General features: G+C 54.5%; 21 protein-coding genes. 8 read left to right on the top strand and 13 right to left on the bottom strand.

Features of this window, described 5'->3' with window-relative positions:
• Positions 1 to 29: 29 nt before the first annotated feature.
• Complete coding sequence (locus BH714_RS16685; RefSeq protein ID WP_020882930.1) at positions 30 to 674, top strand: OapA family protein; 645 nt, start codon at positions 30 to 32, stop codon at positions 672 to 674.
• Between the two features lie 45 nt (positions 675 to 719).
• Here BH714_RS16685 and BH714_RS16680 read toward each other — a convergent pair whose 3' ends face one another.
• The 5 genes from BH714_RS16680 to rpsF form a co-directional block, all read right to left on the bottom strand.
• On the bottom strand, positions 720 to 1649 hold the full coding sequence (locus BH714_RS16680; RefSeq protein WP_025205818.1) for a DMT family transporter: 930 nt from the start codon (positions 1647 to 1649) through the stop codon (positions 720 to 722).
• A gap of 150 nt (positions 1650 to 1799) precedes the next feature.
• Complete coding sequence (gene rplI / locus BH714_RS16675; protein ID WP_014168334.1) at positions 1800 to 2249, bottom strand: 50S ribosomal protein L9; 450 nt, start codon at positions 2247 to 2249, stop codon at positions 1800 to 1802.
• A 41-nt stretch (positions 2250 to 2290) separates the two neighbouring features.
• Positions 2291 to 2518, bottom strand: a complete 228-nt coding sequence (gene rpsR, locus BH714_RS16670; RefSeq protein WP_000135199.1) for a 30S ribosomal protein S18 — start codon at positions 2516 to 2518, stop codon at positions 2291 to 2293.
• Between the two features lie 4 nt (positions 2519 to 2522).
• Positions 2523 to 2837, bottom strand: coding sequence for a primosomal replication protein N (priB, locus tag BH714_RS16665; protein ID WP_003856035.1), 315 nt, complete (start codon positions 2835 to 2837; stop codon positions 2523 to 2525).
• Positions 2838 to 2843: 6 nt separating this feature from the next.
• A complete protein-coding gene (gene rpsF, locus BH714_RS16660) occupies positions 2844 to 3239 on the bottom strand; it encodes a 30S ribosomal protein S6 (RefSeq protein ID WP_014068637.1) in 396 nt (131 codons plus the stop codon).
• A gap of 341 nt (positions 3240 to 3580) precedes the next feature.
• Between rpsF and yjfY the strand changes: the two genes are divergently transcribed.
• Complete coding sequence (gene yjfY / locus BH714_RS16655; RefSeq protein WP_025206244.1) at positions 3581 to 3856, top strand: DUF1471 family protein YjfY; 276 nt, start codon at positions 3581 to 3583, stop codon at positions 3854 to 3856.
• A gap of 141 nt (positions 3857 to 3997) precedes the next feature.
• On the opposite strand, the gene BH714_RS16650 is transcribed toward yjfY, so the two are convergent.
• The 6 genes from BH714_RS16650 to ulaA are packed head-to-tail and all read right to left on the bottom strand — an operon-like array spanning position 3998 to position 8406.
• Positions 3998 to 4684 carry an L-ribulose-5-phosphate 4-epimerase gene (locus tag BH714_RS16650; protein ID WP_032679424.1) on the bottom strand — a complete coding sequence of 229 codons (687 nt, stop codon included), beginning with the start codon at positions 4682 to 4684 and terminating at the stop codon, positions 3998 to 4000.
• Positions 4677 to 5537, bottom strand: coding sequence for an L-ribulose-5-phosphate 3-epimerase (locus BH714_RS16645; RefSeq protein WP_040018467.1), 861 nt, complete (start codon positions 5535 to 5537; stop codon positions 4677 to 4679). Before BH714_RS16645 ends, BH714_RS16650 begins: the two co-directional genes overlap by 8 nt.
• A gap of 9 nt (positions 5538 to 5546) precedes the next feature.
• Entirely contained in the window at positions 5547 to 6197 is a 651-nt protein-coding gene (gene ulaD, locus BH714_RS16640) for a 3-keto-L-gulonate-6-phosphate decarboxylase UlaD (RefSeq protein WP_008502901.1), read from the bottom strand.
• Positions 6198 to 6210: 13 nt separating this feature from the next.
• A complete protein-coding gene (ulaC, locus tag BH714_RS16635; protein ID WP_014168330.1) occupies positions 6211 to 6678 on the bottom strand; it encodes a PTS ascorbate transporter subunit IIA in 468 nt (155 codons plus the stop codon).
• Between the two features lie 9 nt (positions 6679 to 6687).
• Complete coding sequence (gene ulaB / locus BH714_RS16630) at positions 6688 to 6993, bottom strand: PTS ascorbate transporter subunit IIB (RefSeq protein WP_014168329.1); 306 nt, start codon at positions 6991 to 6993, stop codon at positions 6688 to 6690.
• 12 nt (positions 6994 to 7005) lie between these two features.
• The gene (gene ulaA / locus BH714_RS16625) at positions 7006 to 8406 is read right to left on the bottom strand and encodes a PTS ascorbate transporter subunit IIC (protein WP_020882935.1); all 1401 of its coding nucleotides are present in this window, start codon (positions 8404 to 8406) and stop codon (positions 7006 to 7008) included.
• 358 nt (positions 8407 to 8764) lie between these two features.
• Here ulaA and ulaG point away from each other — a divergent pair, with 358 nt between their 5' ends.
• Complete coding sequence (gene ulaG, locus BH714_RS16620) at positions 8765 to 9829, top strand: L-ascorbate 6-phosphate lactonase (RefSeq protein ID WP_020882936.1); 1065 nt, start codon at positions 8765 to 8767, stop codon at positions 9827 to 9829.
• Between the two features lie 111 nt (positions 9830 to 9940).
• Positions 9941 to 10696, top strand: a complete 756-nt coding sequence (gene ulaR, locus BH714_RS16615) for an HTH-type transcriptional regulator UlaR (RefSeq protein ID WP_014168326.1) — start codon at positions 9941 to 9943, stop codon at positions 10694 to 10696.
• Here ulaR and yjfP read toward each other — a convergent pair.
• On the bottom strand, positions 10693 to 11415 hold the full coding sequence (yjfP, locus tag BH714_RS16610; RefSeq protein ID WP_040018466.1) for an esterase: 723 nt from the start codon (positions 11413 to 11415) through the stop codon (positions 10693 to 10695). The two genes, ulaR and yjfP, sit on opposite strands and share 4 nt — an antisense overlap.
• 137 nt (positions 11416 to 11552) lie before the next feature.
• Between yjfP and bsmA the strand changes: the two genes are divergently transcribed.
• The 3 genes from bsmA (at position 11553) to BH714_RS16595 (ending at position 14410) form a co-directional block, all read left to right on the top strand.
• The gene (bsmA, locus tag BH714_RS16605; RefSeq protein WP_088202980.1) at positions 11553 to 11882 is read left to right on the top strand and encodes a biofilm peroxide resistance protein BsmA; all 330 of its coding nucleotides are present in this window, start codon (positions 11553 to 11555) and stop codon (positions 11880 to 11882) included.
• Positions 11883 to 12030: 148 nt separating this feature from the next.
• Positions 12031 to 12306, top strand: coding sequence for a DUF1471 family protease activator YjfN (yjfN, locus tag BH714_RS16600; protein ID WP_025206250.1), 276 nt, complete (start codon positions 12031 to 12033; stop codon positions 12304 to 12306).
• A 172-nt stretch (positions 12307 to 12478) separates the two neighbouring features.
• Positions 12479 to 14410, top strand: coding sequence for a methyl-accepting chemotaxis protein (locus tag BH714_RS16595; protein WP_040018464.1), 1932 nt, complete (start codon positions 12479 to 12481; stop codon positions 14408 to 14410).
• On the opposite strand, the gene BH714_RS16590 is transcribed toward BH714_RS16595, so the two are convergent.
• Complete coding sequence (locus BH714_RS16590) at positions 14407 to 16029, bottom strand: isovaleryl-CoA dehydrogenase (RefSeq protein WP_025206252.1); 1623 nt, start codon at positions 16027 to 16029, stop codon at positions 14407 to 14409. The genes BH714_RS16595 and BH714_RS16590 overlap by 4 nt on opposite strands.
• A gap of 194 nt (positions 16030 to 16223) precedes the next feature.
• Between BH714_RS16590 and BH714_RS16585 the strand changes: the two genes are divergently transcribed.
• Positions 16224 to 17498, top strand: coding sequence for an MFS transporter (locus tag BH714_RS16585; RefSeq protein ID WP_040018462.1), 1275 nt, complete (start codon positions 16224 to 16226; stop codon positions 17496 to 17498).
• Positions 17499 to 17540: the final 42 nt, after the last annotated feature.

The raw sequence follows: 17540 nt of genomic DNA, 5'->3' as shown, positions 1-17540 counted from the left end.
TAAAAAAGACGCGGAGCAGGAGGAGAGCCATGCCCGGGCGATTTGAACTGAAACCTACCCTGGCGAAAATCTGGCAGGCGCCGGACAATTTTCGCATCATGGACCCGCTGCCGCCTCTGCATCGCAGAGGGATCATCATTGGCGCGCTGATGGTGATCGTGGGTTTCCTGCTTCCTTCCGGTGGCGATGACGCCGACACCGCGACGGTGACCCGCAATGCCCAGCTGGATATTCAGTCGCAAACGCGACCGCAGCCGGACACCCAGCCTGTGCAGACGCAACTGGTCACCCCGTCGAACGATCCGGGACAGGTTGCGCCTGTTGAACCGGAACCCATTCAGGATGAACAGCCACAGGAACAGGCAGCGGCCCCGGCAGAGCCACAGGCTCAGCAGCCAACCGGCATTGAGCAGCAGTGGCGTTCCTATCGCGTAGAGCCAGGTAAAACCCTTGCGCAGCTGTTCCGCGACCACAATCTGCCGCCAACCGATGTGTATGCCATGGCGCAGGTGGAAGGCGCGGGCAAGCCGCTCAGTAATTTGCAGAACGGCCAGCTGGTGCAGATACGTCAGAATGCCAGCGGCGTCGTCACCGGGCTCACGATTGATACGGGAAATGGCCAGCAGGTGCTGTTTACCCGCCAGCCTGACGGCAGTTTTATCAGAGCACGTTAATGTTCCGGCCGGGTAAGGCGAGCCAGCCCCCCGGCAATGCCCTTCTTAGTGACTCCGCTTATTGACCCACCAGATCCCCGAGCAGACCAGCACCAGCGCAATCGCATATTTGATGTCCAGAATGTTTTCACCGAGGAAAATGGCGGACAGCACCGTCCCGGCAACGGGGATCACAAAGTTGAACGGGGCAATCATACTTACGCGGTTCACTTTCAGCAGCGCGCTCCAGAGGGCGAACGCTACCGAAGAGAGTAACGTCAGATACCCCAGCACCGCGACGGCCGTCATGCTATGCACTTCCAGCGTCCCTCCCGTGAGATAGCCACCCGCCACCAGCGCCGCGCCGCCGATAGCCAGCTGCCAGCCGGTCATTACTGTCGGGTCGACGGTCTGGGAGATGCGTTTTCCGTAAAGCGTGGCGGCAGAAAGGATAAAGGCTGCCAGCACCACAAACCCGTCGCCCTTCCAGACGAAGCTGAATTCGCTTAACCCGCCGTGGAAGTTAACCAGCATCACTCCGGCAAAGCCCAGAATACAGCCAAGCGTTTTGTTATAGCTGAGCTTGTCGTTGTGGTAGATGAAGTGCGCCAGCAGCACGCTGAAGAAAGTGCCGGTGGCGTTCATGATCGAGCCGTTCACACCTGTCGTGTAGGCCAGTCCGATATAAAAGAAGGTGTACTGAATGCTCGTCTGCGTCAGTCCCAGGACGGTCAATTGCCCAAACTGCCCGGGCGTGAACCTGCCGATGGGCTTGCGCTGTGCTAACGCAAAGAGAAGCAGCAGCACACCCGCAAACAGAAAACGGTAACCGGCGAACACGACCTTTGAGGGAATATCATCGGTGGCAATCTGGAAGAGTTCATAGCCGCTTTTTATGGCCGGGTAAGAGCTACCCCAAAGCAGACAGCAGAGCGTGGCGCAGGCATAGGCCACCTTTCGACGGGCAAATACGGGCGTGGGCAGAGCGGTTTCCATGTCGAATCTCATAAATAAAATTGCGTTTCATTTTATTATCAGAGAATGCGCCAGGAATAGCGACCCTACAAGCACTAAAGCGCGAGCCTGGTCCCTTAAAAAAGCAAAACGCCGGCACAAGGCCGGCGCTTCGACGTGAGCAGAGTAAAATTACTCAGCTACAACGTTAACAACCAGTTTAGCGAACACTTCGCTGTGAACCTGGAAGTCCACTTCGTGCTCACCAGTGGTACGCAGAACACCGTTCGGCAGACGAACTTCGCTCTTAGCCACTTTAACGCCAGCTGCAGTTACTGCATCAGCGATATCGCGGGTACCGATGGAACCGAACAGTTTACCTTCGTCGCCAGCTTTGGAAACGATGGTAACAGTGCCCAGTGCGTTGATTGACTCAGCGCGAGCATTAGCAGCCGCCAGAACGTCAGCCAGTTTGGCTTCCAGTTCAGCGCGACGTGCTTCGAAAAACTCTACGTTTTTCTTGGTAGCTGGAACAGCTTTACCCTGTGGAACCAGGAAGTTACGAGCGTAGCCCGCTTTAACGTTTACCTGATCACCCAGGCTGCCCAGGTTTGCTACTTTATCAAGCAGAATAACTTGCATTACCTTATCCTCTTAAAGTCGTATTAATGGACCGTGCCCGATTACTGATGACGATCAGTGTACGGCAGCAGGGACAGGTAGCGAGCGCGTTTGATAGCGCGAGCCAGCTGACGCTGGTATTTTGCACGAGTACCGGTGATACGGCTTGGGACAATCTTACCGCTTTCGGTGATGTAGTTTTTCAGCGTTGCGATATCTTTATAGTCGATCTCTTGAACGCCTTCCGCGGTGAAACGGCAGAACTTGCGACGACGGAAATAACGTGCCATATGGCTAGTCTCCAGAATCTATCAAATCAATCTGCTCGGCATGCAGAACCATTTTGCTCAGGCCGTTCTTTGCCTTGTGGCAAGAAATGAACCCCTGAACGATTACTGCGCTACCGACCGTTAAACTGTGAGTAATGGCCTGGTTTTCGTGTCCGCTAATAATAACGGGCATTTGGCACCACGCCTGCCGGTGAAAGCCGGCTTCCTCTTGCACAGAACGATGCTCAAGCACGAACTGGCAATGCGGAATTCCTGATGGACTGACCTTACGAAGGGGGGTCCTGCACACGGTACCGGACAACACCAGACGGTTGGTCATCAGAAATTACTCTTCAGAATCCCCAGCATCAGAATCATCTGCGGTTTCGTTTGCGAAATCATCGCGACGCTCACGGCGCTCGTCTTTCGCTTTAACCATCGGAGATGCTTCGGTCACTGCGTTTTTGGTACGCATAACCATGCTGCGGATAACGGCATCGTTGAAGCGGAAGGTAGTTTCCAGCTCATCGATCACTTCCTGCGGCGCTTCAACGTTCATCAGAACGTAGTGTGCTTTGTGCAGTTTGTTGATCGGGTAAGCCAGCTGACGGCGGCCCCAGTCTTCCAGACGGTGGATCGTACCTTCTGCACCAGTGATGGCAGCAGAGTAGCGCTCGATCATGCCCGGAACCTGTTCGCTCTGGTCAGGATGGACCATAAAAACGATTTCGTAATGACGCATCGAATTGCTCCTTACGGATTATTCAGCCTCCTGTCTGGGTCAGCCGAGGCCCGGGGAGGCAAGGAACGTGTTAAAGGTCGGCTGAAAAATTGACGCGTCATAATACTTGCGCGCCCCTGGAAACTCAAGCTGATTGCACAAATAATTCGCACAAAGCGTAAAGCTGGTCTAAGTGGGTGATTTAAAATTAATCACATCAGGAAGCGTTGTTTTTTTGAACAACAGCATCAGAAATGGTCACGCATCCCCGCCGGATAAATGATTACACTTTAATCAGAGACCTTATTTATAAAAGGAGAGCAACACCCCCTTTCACAGCACGCAGTCGTGGAGCGCATATCATGAAAAAAATCGCATTTGCCGTAATGGCTGCACTTTTGCTCAGTGCAAACGCGATGGCAGCCATCAAGATAGACGGCCGGCAGGCCCAAAACATGGATGATGTGCAGAGCTTAGGCGTAATCTACATCAATCATAATTTCGCCACTGAAAGTGAAGCAGATCAGGCACTCAATCAAGAGACCGATGCTCAGGGTGCACAATATTATCACGTCATACTGATGCGTGAGCCCGGCAGCAACGGCAATATGCACGCCAGTGCAGATATCTACCGATAACGCTTTAACGCTAGCACCAGGAAAGCCAACAAAGAGAACATAGCCATAGTTTAACTTGCCCCCTGCCCGGGGGCTTTTTTTTGCTAATGGCTCTGAAATACCACCGGTTACAACTGTTTTTCGGTATTCCAGAGCACTTATTCACTTCTGCCCGTAATAGGCGTTGGGCCCATGTTTACGCATGAAATGTTTATTCATAAGGTAATCATCAATGCCCTGAAGCTGCGGATTGATGCCGCGGGCGATCCACGCCATTCGCGCCACTTCCTCCATCACCACCGCGTTATGCACGGCATCGTGAGCGTCTTTTCCCCACGAGAATGGACCGTGCTGATACACCACAATACCCGGCGTATGCAGCGGCTCACGCTCAGCCAGCGTGTCGATAATGACGCGACCGGTGTTGAGTTCATACTCCCCTTCCACTTCGGCCTGCGTTAATGCCCGCGTGCAGGGAATATCGCCAAAGAAGTAGTCTGCATGCGTGGTGCCAAGAGCCGGAATGGGCAGCCCTGCCTGCGCCCAGGCCGTGGCATGGGTCGAGTGTGTATGTACAACGCCGCCCAGGGAGGGATAACGCTGATACAGTGCCAGATGGGTGGCGGTATCAGAAGAAGGACGCCACTTTCCGTCAACCACGTTGCCATGGAGATCGACAACCACCATGTCGTCGGCGGTCATGGATTCATAGGGCACACCGCTGGGCTTAATCACGACCCGCCCCTGCTCACGGTCAATGGCGCTGACGTTACCCCAGGTAAACGTCACCAGACCGTAGCGAGGTAGATCCATATTGGCCTCAAAGACCTGCTGCTTAAGCTTATGCATGCTCAGCCTCCATCAACCCAGCCCGCGCCATACGTTCACGGACCCAGTCCCGCGCCTTCGCCACTTCGGCTGCCGGGTCGTCCGACGTTTCACTCCACATCTCAATCAGGTAAGGCCCGCAATACCCTGTCTGTTTGAGCGTCTGGAAGCACCGTTCGAAATCCACCACCCCGGTGCCGAACGGAACATTTTTGAATACACCAGGCCGGGTATCTTTGACATGAACCGCCACGATATGACCAATACCCGCCTGCAGTTCCATCTGCACGTCGTTATCCCAGGCTGACAGATTGCCGATATCAGGGTAGAGCTGGAACCACGGATTATTCAGGTAGTGCGCGTAACCCAGCGCCTTGCTGATGGAGTTCATTAACGGATAATCCATGATCTCCATCGCCAGCGTCACCTGAGCACGGCTGGCCATGTCGACGCTCTCTTTCAGGCCGTCACGAAAACGACGGCGCGTTTCATTATTGGCGTCCTGATAGTAAACGTCATACCCCGCCAGCTGGATCACACGGATGCCGACATCCTGGGCAAAGCGAATGGCTTTACGCATGATCTCCAGCCCCTGAGCACGCACAGCATCATCTTCACTGCCAAGCGGAAAACGACGATGGGCGCTGAGGCACAGGGAAGGCACACGTACCCCCGTTTCAGCAATGGCGCTAACCAGTGCCAGACGCTGTTCGCGGCTCCAGTCCAGGCGAGACAGGCGTTCGTCCGTCTCATCCACTGACATTTCAACAAAATCGAAGCTGAGTTGTTTCGCCAGTTGCAGCCGCTCCAGCCAGCACTCCCCCGCAGGGAGTGCCTTTTCATAGATGCCGAGCGGGACTTGTTTAGACAACATACCCGCTCCTTAGCCCCAAAGCTGAGCGATTGAGCGTTTGAACTGACGCGCGGCTTCTACCGGAGAGGCGGCATCACGGATGCTACGGCCTGCGATAAAGACATGAATTGGGATACCTTTGAACAGCGGCAGATCTTCCAGCGCCAGGCCTCCGGTCACGGTCACTTTGAAGCCCATATCGGCCAGACGCTTAATCGCGCTGATATCCGCTTCCCCCCACGCTACCCCAGCGGCCTGCGCATCACGGCTGCGGTGATAAACCACCTGTTGAATGCCCGCGTCACGCCACTCCTGCGCCTGCTCCCAGGTCCAGAACCCGGTCAGCTCAATCTGCACATCACCGTTGAACTCTTTTGCCACATCCAGCGCACCTTTAGCCGTGTTGATATCCGCACAGCAAATAACGGTGACCCAGTCGGCATTGGCTTCAAAACACATACGGGAAAGAATTTTGCCCGCATCGGCAATCTTGGCATCCGCCAGCACGATTTTATGCGGATACAGCGCCTTCAGGTCGCGGACGGCGCGAACGCCTTCGCCCACGCATAGAATGGTACCGACTTCAATGATGTCCACTTCTTCCGCAATCAGGCGGGTGGTTTCGTAAGCGTGAGACAGCGTCTGGTTATCCAGCGCGACCTGCAACATTGGTAATGACATTTTCAATTCCCTCTTAAACTGCCGCCGCAGTGGCGTTATCAATTAAATCCAGCACATCCTGCTCGGTGCGGCAGGCGCGTAAACGGTCGAAGTTGGCCTCATCATCAAACAGATTCACGATCTGCATAATGCCCACCTCCTGGTGGGTGTTGGCATCAACAGCCGCCATGGTGATGAGGATGTCGACCGGGTCGTTATCTTCGTGGTTGAAAGCCAGTGGTGTTTTCAGCGTAACCAGCGCAAAGCCGGTTTTTTTAACACCCTCTTCCGGGCGGCCATGCGGCATCGCCAGCCCTGGTGCAATCACGAAGTAAGGGCCGTGCTCTGCAACGCCATCCAGAATGGCCTGGTAATAACGCGGCTCGACAACATCGGCTTTTACCAGCAGATCTACGCTAAGTTTCACCGCCTCCTGCCAGGTGCTGGCGTCGGCCTGTAAAAGGATGGAGCTGTTCTCTGCCAGCGAATCACGTAGTTTCATGTTGCGTCCTTACTTCACATCTTGTGGGAAATGCGCGTTGATCACTTCCAGCAGCTTTGGCCCAAAGTCGGCTGGCGACAGCATGTTGCGCACGCCTACCACATATTTGTTGCCTGTCACGGTGATCTCACCGGCGATGTGGGTAGAGGCGATGATGATGTCCGCGCCGTTCAGTTCACTTTTGTATTCGCCCACTGCGCAGCTGTTCACCGTGTGGTCGATGTTTGACTGGGTTAAAAACTGGTCCACTTTCATCTTCATGATCATGGAACTCCCTTGCCCATTGCCACACACAGCCAGGATACGTACGGTCATAATCGAAACTCCTTAATGAGCAGAAACTTCTGCTGTTTGTTTTTCTGCATCTTCTTCAGCCCGCAGAGTGCGACCAGCGAAGAACATATAAGCCAGAGCAATGAGGATGATGACAGCCATAAAGATCAGGCCAACGGAGGCGAAGCCCTGCATCATCGGTGGTGCCAGAATTGACCAGTCGGCCATGCCCATCCAGGCGCTCATACCGGTGAGCTTGACCGCCCACACACACCCGAAGATTTCCACCATCCCCATCACCAGGCAGATCTTGAGCGCCGCTCGCCAGCCACCAAAGTGGTTCGCAAAGACGCCGATGGTGGCGTTGGAGAAGAACATCGGGATAAAGCCAGGAATGATCAGAATGGAAGAGCCGCAGCCCACCAGGATACCCACCGCAATCAGCTGGCCGATGGTGCCCCACATGAAGCCCCAGACCACCGCGTTTGGCGCGAAGCTGTAGATAGCCGCGCAGTCAATCGCCAGTACCGCACCGGGAATCAGACGCTGAGAGATACCGTTGAAGGCTTCGGACAGCTCGGCAACGAACATACGCACGCCCTGGGTGATAATGAAAATCGCCACCGCGAAAGAGAAACCTGTTTGCAGGATATAGACAGTCCAGTGGGTTTTACCCGCCATCGCCTGTACGACGTCAATGCCAAAGGAGAGCAGAATGGCACCGAAGAAGAGGGTCATCACAATCGCCGTAGAAACGATATTGTCGTGGAAAATATTCAGCCAGCCCGGCAGTTTAAGATCTTCCACGCTCTCTTCTTTTTTGCCCAGATACGGCGCGACTTTATAGGCAATCCAGGAGGCAAACTGCTGCTGGTGGCCGATGGAGAAGCCGCAACCGTCGGTGACGTCCTGCGTGGGCTTGTACATCATGTTGGAGGTGATACCCCAGTAGAGCGAGACCAGCACCGCGGTGCAGATAATGGTCGTCCACATTGGGTAGCCAAAGATAAAGAAGGAAACCGCAATCAGCCCTGCCTGCTGGAACATGATATGGCCAGTCAGCATGATGGTGCGAATACCGGTAATGCGGCGCAACAGAACGTAAATGATGTTCAGCGCCAGCGCGAGCAGGACCGCATACCCTACCCAGCTGTAGGCATCGCCCATGCGATCGATGGTGGCCATCATCGAGGCGTAGGTGTCAGAGATGGCGCCGTTGATGCCATAGACTTCCGACATTTTGGCCACTACCGGCTTGAAGGTGCCGGTCAAAATGCCTGAACCCGCCTGCAACAGCATGAAACCGATGATGGTTTTAATGGTGCCTTTAATAATAACGCTGACGCTTTTACGCAGCAGGATATAGCCAAGGCACGTCACGATGCCCAACAACAGCGGGGCATTAGTCATTACCTGATTAAAGAACACGGTAAAGACGTTGTAGAGGATCTCCATAACTCTCTCCAGAAATGAGAACACGAGGGGCAATCCCTGTGCGGTTGGTGACAACACTCTATTAATCACAAATAATCATCACAAGATTAAATCTGATTATTTGTGACGCATCACGCAAATTATTTCCCTGGTGTTAGTAATGATTTTCACTTCGGCATGCCACATAGAATTATTTCCATATAATTCATGCAATTAATGATTAATACGGTAAAAGATAACAAGAAGCGAGAAGAGCGTCCGTGACGTCAGGCAGATAAAATTACACATTTTGATCGTTGCAATGCGCGTGAAATGGTGCCAGCATTAATCACAACAAATCACCAGTTGATTACTTTTGATTAAACCAGGAGTCAAAACGATGAGTAAAGTGAACACCATTACCCGTGAATCATGGATTCTGAGCACTTTCCCGGAATGGGGTAGCTGGCTGAATGAAGAGATTGAGCAGGAACAGGTTGCTCCTGGTACCTTTGCAATGTGGTGGCTGGGGTGCACGGGGATCTGGCTGAAATCAGAAGGTGGCGCGAATATTTGTGTCGATTTCTGGTGCGGCACCGGCAAACAGAGTCACGGTAACCCGCTGATGAAAAAAGGCCATCAGATGCAACGCATGGCGGGCGTGGAAAAACTTCAGCCAAACCTGCGTACCACACCGTTTGTTCTTGATCCGTTCGCCATTCGCCAGATCGATGCCGTTCTCTCTACGCACGATCATAACGATCATATTGATGTCAACGTGGCGGCAGCGGTCATGCAAAACTGTGCCGATGACGTACCGTTCATCGGGCCGCAAACCTGCGTGGATTTATGGATCGGCTGGGGCGTACCGAAAGAGCGCTGCATCGTCATGAAACCGGGCGATGTGGTCAAAATTAAAGACGTTGAGATCCACGCGCTGGATGCCTTTGACCGCACTGCACTGATTACCCTTCCGGCCGATCAGAAAGCCGCAGGCGTACTGCCAGACGGTATGGACGAACGTGCGGTGAACTACCTGTTTAAAACGCCCGGCGGTTCCCTGTACCACAGCGGTGACTCTCACTACTCAAACTACTATGCAAAGCACGGCAATGAGCATCAGATTGATGTGGCGCTCGGCTCATACGGGGAGAACCCACGCGGCATTACAGATAAAATGACCAGCGCCGATATGCTGCGCATGGCGGAAGCGCTGAACACCAAAGTAGTGATCCCTTTCCACCACGATATCTGGTCAAACTTCCAGGCCGACCCGCAGGAGATACGCGTACTGTGGGAAATGAAAAAAGATCGCCTGAAGTATGGCTTTAAGCCGTTCATCTGGCAGGTAGGAGGCAAGTTCACCTGGCCGCTGGACAAAGACAATCTCGAGTATCACTACCCACGTGGCTTTGATGATTGCTTTACTCTTGAGCCAGACCTGCCGTTCAAGTCATTCCTCTGATTATTAAGGCCCATCGCCAGACCCGAGTGTCTGGCGGTTTCATATTTCTTTTAGTAATTTCACGCTATTTCAAATATCATCTTTTAAAATCAATTCTTATCGGAATAGCTCATGACGGAAGCGCAACGGCATCAAATATTACTGGAACTCCTGGCGCAAACAGGGTTTGTCACCGTTGAGAAAGTGATCGAACGTTTAGGGATTTCCCCGGCAACAGCGCGGCGGGATATTAATAAGCTGGATGAAAGCGGTAAGCTGAAAAAAGTCCGCAACGGTGCGGAAGCGATTAGCCAGCAGCGTCCACGCTGGACGCCGATGAACATTCATCAGGCGCAAAATCATGATGAAAAAGTCCGTATTGCCAGAGCGGCATCGCAGCTGGTGAACCCCGGCGAGAGCGTGGTGATCAACTGCGGCTCCACGGCGTTTCTGTTAGGTCGGGAGATGTGCGGAAAGCCGGTACAAATCATCACGAACTACTTGCCGCTCGCCAACTATCTTATCGATCAGGAGCATGAAAGCGTGGTCATCATGGGCGGCCAGTACAACAAGAGCCAGTCCATCACACTCAGCCCGCAGGACAGCGAAAACAGTCTTTATGCCGGACACTGGATGTTTACCAGTGGCAAAGGCCTGACCGCGGATGGCCTCTACAAAACCGATATGTTGACCGCCATGGCAGAACAAAACATGCTTAACGTGGTGGGCAAGCTCGTTGTGCTGGTCGACAGCAGTAAAGTGGGCGAACGCGCAGGAATGCTGTTCAGCCGTGCTGAACAGATAGACATGGTGATCACCGGCAAAGGTGCCAACCCTGAGATCCTCCAGAAACTGAAAGATCAGGGTGTCAACGTCCTGTGCGTTTAAAGGTGCTGGCGGAAGAAGTCCACCGTGGCGTCCAGCGCCGTTGGCGTAATGCGGTGGCGAACGCCCGCTTCCCACAGGCAGGTCAGGTTGCCATCCAGCCCCTCGTGCTGTAGCGCCTGCTGAAGCCGGAACGTTTCTCCGGGTGGAACCACATCGTCCGCATCACCATGCCATAACAGCAAAGGACGATCGGCCAGACGCGGTAACGCCCGGGTAACCTCCCACTCTGCAAGCGCCGCCTCAACCTCTGTGAGTGCCTGAGGTGGAAAAAGCGTCTTCGCCAGTGAGGTAAAGTAGCCCGAGCCCATCAGACAAGCCACTGACTTCACTTCTGGATGGTGCGTCATGATCCCCAGCGCCGCCATCCCGCCCATCGATGCCCCAGCCACGGCCAGCCGATTATCAGCCACCAGCCCTGCCTGGTAAAGCGCATCGCGCAGCCCGGCAAACTCGGTCAGGCTACCATGCAAAATGTGCCAGAACTGCCCAAGTCGCGCCTGTTCGTTGCCGGTAAAACGTGCGCCGTGGTCAGGTGCATCCGGCATGACCACACGAAAACCGGCCTGCGCGAGTGCCACCGTAAAATAGCTGTAGACCAGCTTCGATGAGGTAAATCCATGATAAAACACTATAACAGGCAGTGGTTCCTCACGTTTTCCGGCGGGTGTTGCGTGTAATATTTCACGATCACCCAGATGGCGTATTTCAATTTCAATCATTGTCGACCCTGTAATGATGAATGATTCATAATGTTGAGAACTGGGTTACGATTTCACGCTATTTTCATTCGAAAATTACGCCCCAGCTAACACTTCGGGAACATTCCCCCAAAACTAAATTCACAGACAACTACACTTTGGCTATCAGGAAACGAGATATGTTTATGCGCAGGTTTGCTGCTTTATTGCTGATGTTACTGCTCAGTGGCTGTAGCGCGCTGCAGGGAACGCCACAACCCGCTCCCCCGGTCGCCGATCACCCGCAGGAAATCCGTCGTAATCAGACGGAAGGATTACAGCGTATGGGTACCGTCTCTGCGCTGGTTCGCGGCTCCCCGGATGACGCGGAAGAAGCAATAAAGGCACAAGCCGTCGCCGCCAAAGCAGATTATTACGTCATCATTATGATCGACGAAACCATCATTACGGGACAGTGGTACTCACAGGCCATTCTGTATCGTCAATGATCGTCTTCATTTGAACGACATTTACACTGCTTTGCGTCCATAGACACTTTCCTGTCCACAATAAACTCCATGCCCGCAACAATGGAAGTGAGTTTATTCGCGAAGGATTGCCCGGCGGATACCGGAGACATGTGAAATGGAGCTGACGATGAAACGAACTCTTGCTTTGACCACACTGTTGCTCTCAGCAGGTCTTGTGAGCACAACCGCGCAGTCAGCTGAATTTGCCAGTGCTGATTGTGTGACTGGCCTGAATGAAATTGGCCAGATCTCCGTGAATAATATTTCGGGGAGCCCGCAGGACGTTGAACGTGTCGTTGCATTAAAGGCCGATGAGCAGGGTGCTTCATGGTATCGCATTATCCAGATGCAGGAAGATCAGTACATCGATCACTGGCGGGTACAGGCCATTCTCTACGCGTAATCCACCCTCCGATAAAAGCCACTTACTTTTAGTGGCTTTTCGTTTTTGCAAATTTTTTATCTTTTAGCAAACCAATTAAAAACAATTAAATAACATTTTGTTACACTAAAACAGTAAACGTTATCTCTGCTGTGCCGTTGAAAAGCCATACCTTTTCAATGATGAGCAATTTATGATCAACTTTTTCCGTCGTGCAGGTCTGGGTGCAAAGCTGTCGCTGCTTACCGGTGCCAGTGTCGCCATCCTGTTTCTGTTTTTCACTTTTCTGCTCAGCCAAAAAGCCAGCCAGCAGCTTGAAGCCCTCGCGATAGAAGACCTGCATAATCAGTCCACCGGCATGGTCGATATGGTGCAGATGTTTAACACCAGCCTGAGTGAAGAGGTCGAGAGTTATACCCGGCTGTTTACCTCCTTTTTGCCCCAGCCACTGAGCGTTGATAACACTCAAACCCAGACGATTAACGGGATTAACGTTCCGCTCCTGAAAGGAGGGGAAACCGGACTGCATGAAAACAATTCCCTTTCAGACGATTTTCTGAGCCGGACAGGGGCAATTTCTACCCTGTTTGTGCGTAGCGGTAACGACTTTGTGCGCGTCGCCACATCGCTGCGCAAAGAGAACGGCGAGCGGGCAATGGGCACCGTTCTGGATACCACCAGCCCGGCCTTTGCCGCCGTCACCCGGGGCGAGGTTTATCGCGGTCTGGCGCTGCTGTTCGGCAAGCGCTACATCACCCAATACCAGCCGGTTAAAAACGCGGACGGCCAGGTCATTGCAATCATCTTTGTTGGTGTGGACATCACTCACTCCTGGAACGTCATGCGCGAGAAAATCCTCAACCGTCGACTGGGCGAGAGCGGTCACTTCTTTGTTCTGGACCGCAGCCACGGCAAAACGCGCGGGCAGTATCTGTTCCACACCAGCGCGGAGGGAAAAGTACCGGAGTGGGATAGCGCTATCCAGCAACAGCTGTTGAGTGATAAATCCGGCACGCTGGAGCGCGTCAGTGCCGATGGTCGCACGCTGACCATGGCGTATACGCCGCTGCCAGGCTGGAACTGGGCCATTGTCGGCGAAGTGGATAAATCGGTACTGCTCTCAAGCGTGACCGCCATGCGCGACCGCTTCCTGCTGGCAGGGGTGGTGCTGTCAGTGCTCTTCGCGGGTCTGTTTGTGGTCATTATACGACGCATACTGACACGCCCATTGCGCAATGTGATCCACCTGGCCCGACAGTATGCCGCAGGCGATCTGCGCTCCAGCCTGCCCGTGACCCGCCAGGATGAGGTCGGTCAGCTCATCGATGCCATTAACGGTATCGGAGGGGGACTGCAGAAAATTGTTCTTCAGGTGCGCGAGGCCGCAGCGGAGATCCATATGGGCACCAACGCGCTGGCATCCGATAGCGAAGAAATCTCCGGGCAGATTAACAAGCAGGCCAGCAGTGTAGAAGAGACGTCTGCCAGCATGGAGCAACTGGCCGCGACCGTGCAGCAAAATGCCGCCAACATGGAACAAACGCAGCAACTGGTAGGCGAAACGTCGCGCGCGGTACACCAGGGTGGTGAGACGGTCACCCACGCTGTCGCTACCATGGATGATATTCGCGAAGCATCAAAGCGAATCGAAGACATCACGCGCGTGATTGAATCCATCGCGTTTCAGACCAACATTCTGGCGCTTAACGCAGCGGTTGAAGCAGCCCGCGCAGGCGAGCACGGAAAAGGTTTTGCGGTGGTGGCGCAGGAAGTACGCGCGCTGGCAGGACGCAGCGCCAACGCGGTGAAGGAGATTGAACAGCTCATCGGTGATACGCTTAGAAAAGTCAGCGAAGGCCATGCGCTGTCTGAACAAACGCGTCTGGCGATGGATTCCATCATCGTGCATATCGATAACATCAACAAGCTGGTCACGGAGATTAACCATGCGTCCCGCGAGCAATCCGCGGGAATAGGCCAGGTTAATCTGGCCATGACCCACATTGGCGAAGCGTCGCACATCAACGCCGACCGCGTCCTACGCAGCGAACAAACCGCACACACGCTGCGTGAGAAAGGCTCACACCTCACCCAACTGGTGAGCCTGTTCCAGCTAAAGAGTTAGCCAACCCTGCCCGTGGCACGCAACAGCAGGTCATTTTGCACCTGCTCGCTCATCAGCGTACCGCCGCGGGTATCAAGCATCATGCGGCACCACGCCTGCGCCACGGGTGGCGATGCGTGCCGCAGCATCTGACTTCCGGCCCCCAGCAGGAAAAGCTGTTGCGTGATCTCCCGCCCCTGCGCCTCCTGCGGTTTTCGCAGTTTTTGCTGAAGCTGACGCCAGCTGCGATCGAAGTGCCTGTCCTGCCCTTTTACCTGGGCAAAATCATCCACAAGCAGGTCGAGGATGCCGGATTGCTTCGTCAGTACACGCAGAACGTCCAGGCACATAATATTGCCGGACCCTTCCCAGATGCTGTTCACGGGCATCTCACGGTACAAACGGGGAAGCTCACTCTCCTCGCAGTAGCCTGTGCCGCCGAGCACTTCCATGGCTTCCGCCGCAAACGGGATACCCGCTTTGCAGACGCTGTATTTCGCCGCGGGGGTGAAAAGCCGTGCCCAGGCGGCCTCCTGAGGATCGGCACGCCTGTCCCACGCCCGGGCCAGACGGAACAACAGTGCCGTCTGGCCCTCCAGCATCAGCGCCATGCGGCTCAGCACATCGCGCATGAGCGGCTGGTCGATAAGGTTTTTACCAAACGTCTGGCGTTGATGCGCATGGTAAAGCGCCACGGATAAAGCCCGACGCATCAGCCCATGGCTGCCCAGCGCGCAGTCAAACCGCGTCAGCCCGCCCATTCGGAGGATCTGGCGTACCCCTTCTCCTTCTTCCCCCAGCAGCCAGCCGGACGCATCCAGGAACTCCGCTTCGCTGCTGGCGTTAGAGCGGTTGCCGAGCTTCTCTTTTAGCCGCTCCAGACGTACGGCATTGCGTTGCCCGTCAGGCAAAAAGCGTGGAACAAAAAAGCAGGACAGCCCCCCTTTCGCCTGGGCCAGCACCAGATGCGCATCGCTTTGCGGCACAGAGAAAAACCATTTATGCCCGATAAGCCGGTAGCTGCCGTCACTGCACTTTTCCGCTTTGGTGGTATTGCTGAGTACGTCCGAGCCGCCCTGTTTTTCTGTCATCCCCATGCCAATCAGCAGGCCACGCTTTTGCGCCCCCGGCGCAAGATGAGGATCGTAACGATCGCTCATTAACGGCGTGATCCAGTCACGGAACGGCTCGGGCAGCGCCTGTTGCAGCAGCGGTGTAGCAGCAAAGGTCATGGTGACAGGGCAAAGCGTGCCCGCTTCTACCTGAGCGTGCAGGACAAAACGTGCAGCTCTGGCGACAAACGCGCCTTTGCGCGCCTCCTCTTCCCACGCCAGGTTATGGACACGGTTGGCGCAAAGTCCCTGCATTAAGAGGTGCCATGCGGGATGAAAGCGAACATCATCCAGTCGCTCCCCGGTGGCGTCATAGCGTAATAACTCCGGTGGATTAACGTTCGCCAGCCTGCCCAGTTCCAGCGATTCCGCGGTTCCTAACTGCTGGCCGATGCTGGCAAGAAGCTCGATATCCCACTCGGCGCCTTCGCGAACAACCGCGTCACGCAGAGCGCAATCAGAGAGGAAAAGGTTGCTGTTTGAGAGCGGTGCAGGTTGATTAAAAACGGTATGGGTCTGCCAGTGCATGCTGTCTCCCTCCTTCAGTGGCAATGAAGATAAGTATGGACAGGCCACGTGCACGCTGCATGGGAGTGAGGTCACACGATGACGATCCCGCTGATATCATTCGTGAAATAGCTCACAGAACATAAGAATAAACTATTTCGCGCATTCGCTTTTGTTGAATAATTTATTCTTACCCCCTTTCAGTGAGGAACGTTATGCAACCGGACGCGCACAAGCGTGCATTAATTGCAGGCTCCATTGGTAACTTTATCGAGTGGTATGAGTTTGCGGTCTATGGTTTTCTGGCGACCGTAATTGCGAAGAACTTCTTCCAGCTTGAGGGGGACGCGGGGCTGACCAGCCTGATCCTCACCTACGCTTCCTTTGCCATCGCCTTCTTCTTCCGCCCGCTGGGCGCGGTGGTGTTTGGCAGAATAGGTGACCGGATAGGCCGAAAACCGACGCTGATTATTGTACTGGTGCTGATGACGCTGGCCACCGCCGCAATCGGTATTGTGCCGGTCTATGCCAGCATCGGTATTGCCGCCCCGCTGATTATCACGCTGCTGCGCATCCTGCAGGGATTGTTCGCCGGTGGTGAGTATGGTGGCGCCGTCTCGCTGATGACCGAATTTGCCCCACGCGGCAAGCGGGGCCTCTACGGTGCATGGCAGTCATTTACCGTCGCGCTGGGCCTGTTAGCAGGCGCTGGCATTGTCGCACTGCTCTCCGCCCTTCTGACACCGGAAGCCCTGCATGACTGGGGCTGGCGCATCCCGTTCTTCCTGGCATTACCGATGGGCGTGGTGGCGCTGTGGCTGCGGGTGAGTATGGAAGAGACGCCAAGCTTTGTGCAGCAGCAGGAAAAGCCGGTTGCCGCTCAGGCTGATACCGTCGCCACGCTCAACGCCATTGCGATGGGCATTGGCCGGGTGATGGTCTGGTCAGCGGCAGGTTATACCTATCTGGTGATTATGCCCACCTATCTGCAGTCGGCGCTGCATACCGGGTTTAACCAGGCGCTGTTGATTGCGGTGATTTCGAATATCGGTTTTGCGCTGACGATTATTCCATCCGGGATCCTGAGCGACAAAATCGGACGCCGCACGGTGATGATCGTCGCCACCACGTTGCTGCTGCTCCTTGCCCTGCCGCTGCTGAAGGTTTTACAGGCGGAGTCCAGCACGCTGGCCATCAAAGCGCTGGTGGTGCTGATTGCGGGTGGTCTGGTGGGGATGCTGGCAGGCCCCGGGCCGGCGATGCTCTCAGAGATGTTCCCGACGCGCGTACGGTATACCGGGCTTGGGCTGGCTTATTCCCTGTCGAACGCCCTTTTCTCGGGCTGCGCGGGGTTGATTATTACCGGGCTGATTAAAGAGACGGGCAACCTGGATATTCCGGCTTATTACGTCATGGCGACGGCGGTAGTGAGTATCTTCGCGCTAATGACGCTCAGGAAGGATGACCATTTGCGGTCACTGGAGGAGTGAGTTTTTCACCGTCTGGTGACCCTCCCACAGAAAATATGAAAG

Origin of the sequence: Enterobacter ludwigii (assembly GCF_001750725.1) — a bacterium.
Taxonomy (GTDB): Bacteria; Pseudomonadota; Gammaproteobacteria; order Enterobacterales; family Enterobacteriaceae; genus Enterobacter; species Enterobacter ludwigii.
The sequence above is the reverse complement of the archived record's forward strand: the minus strand, read 5'-3'. Positions and strand labels throughout refer to the sequence as shown.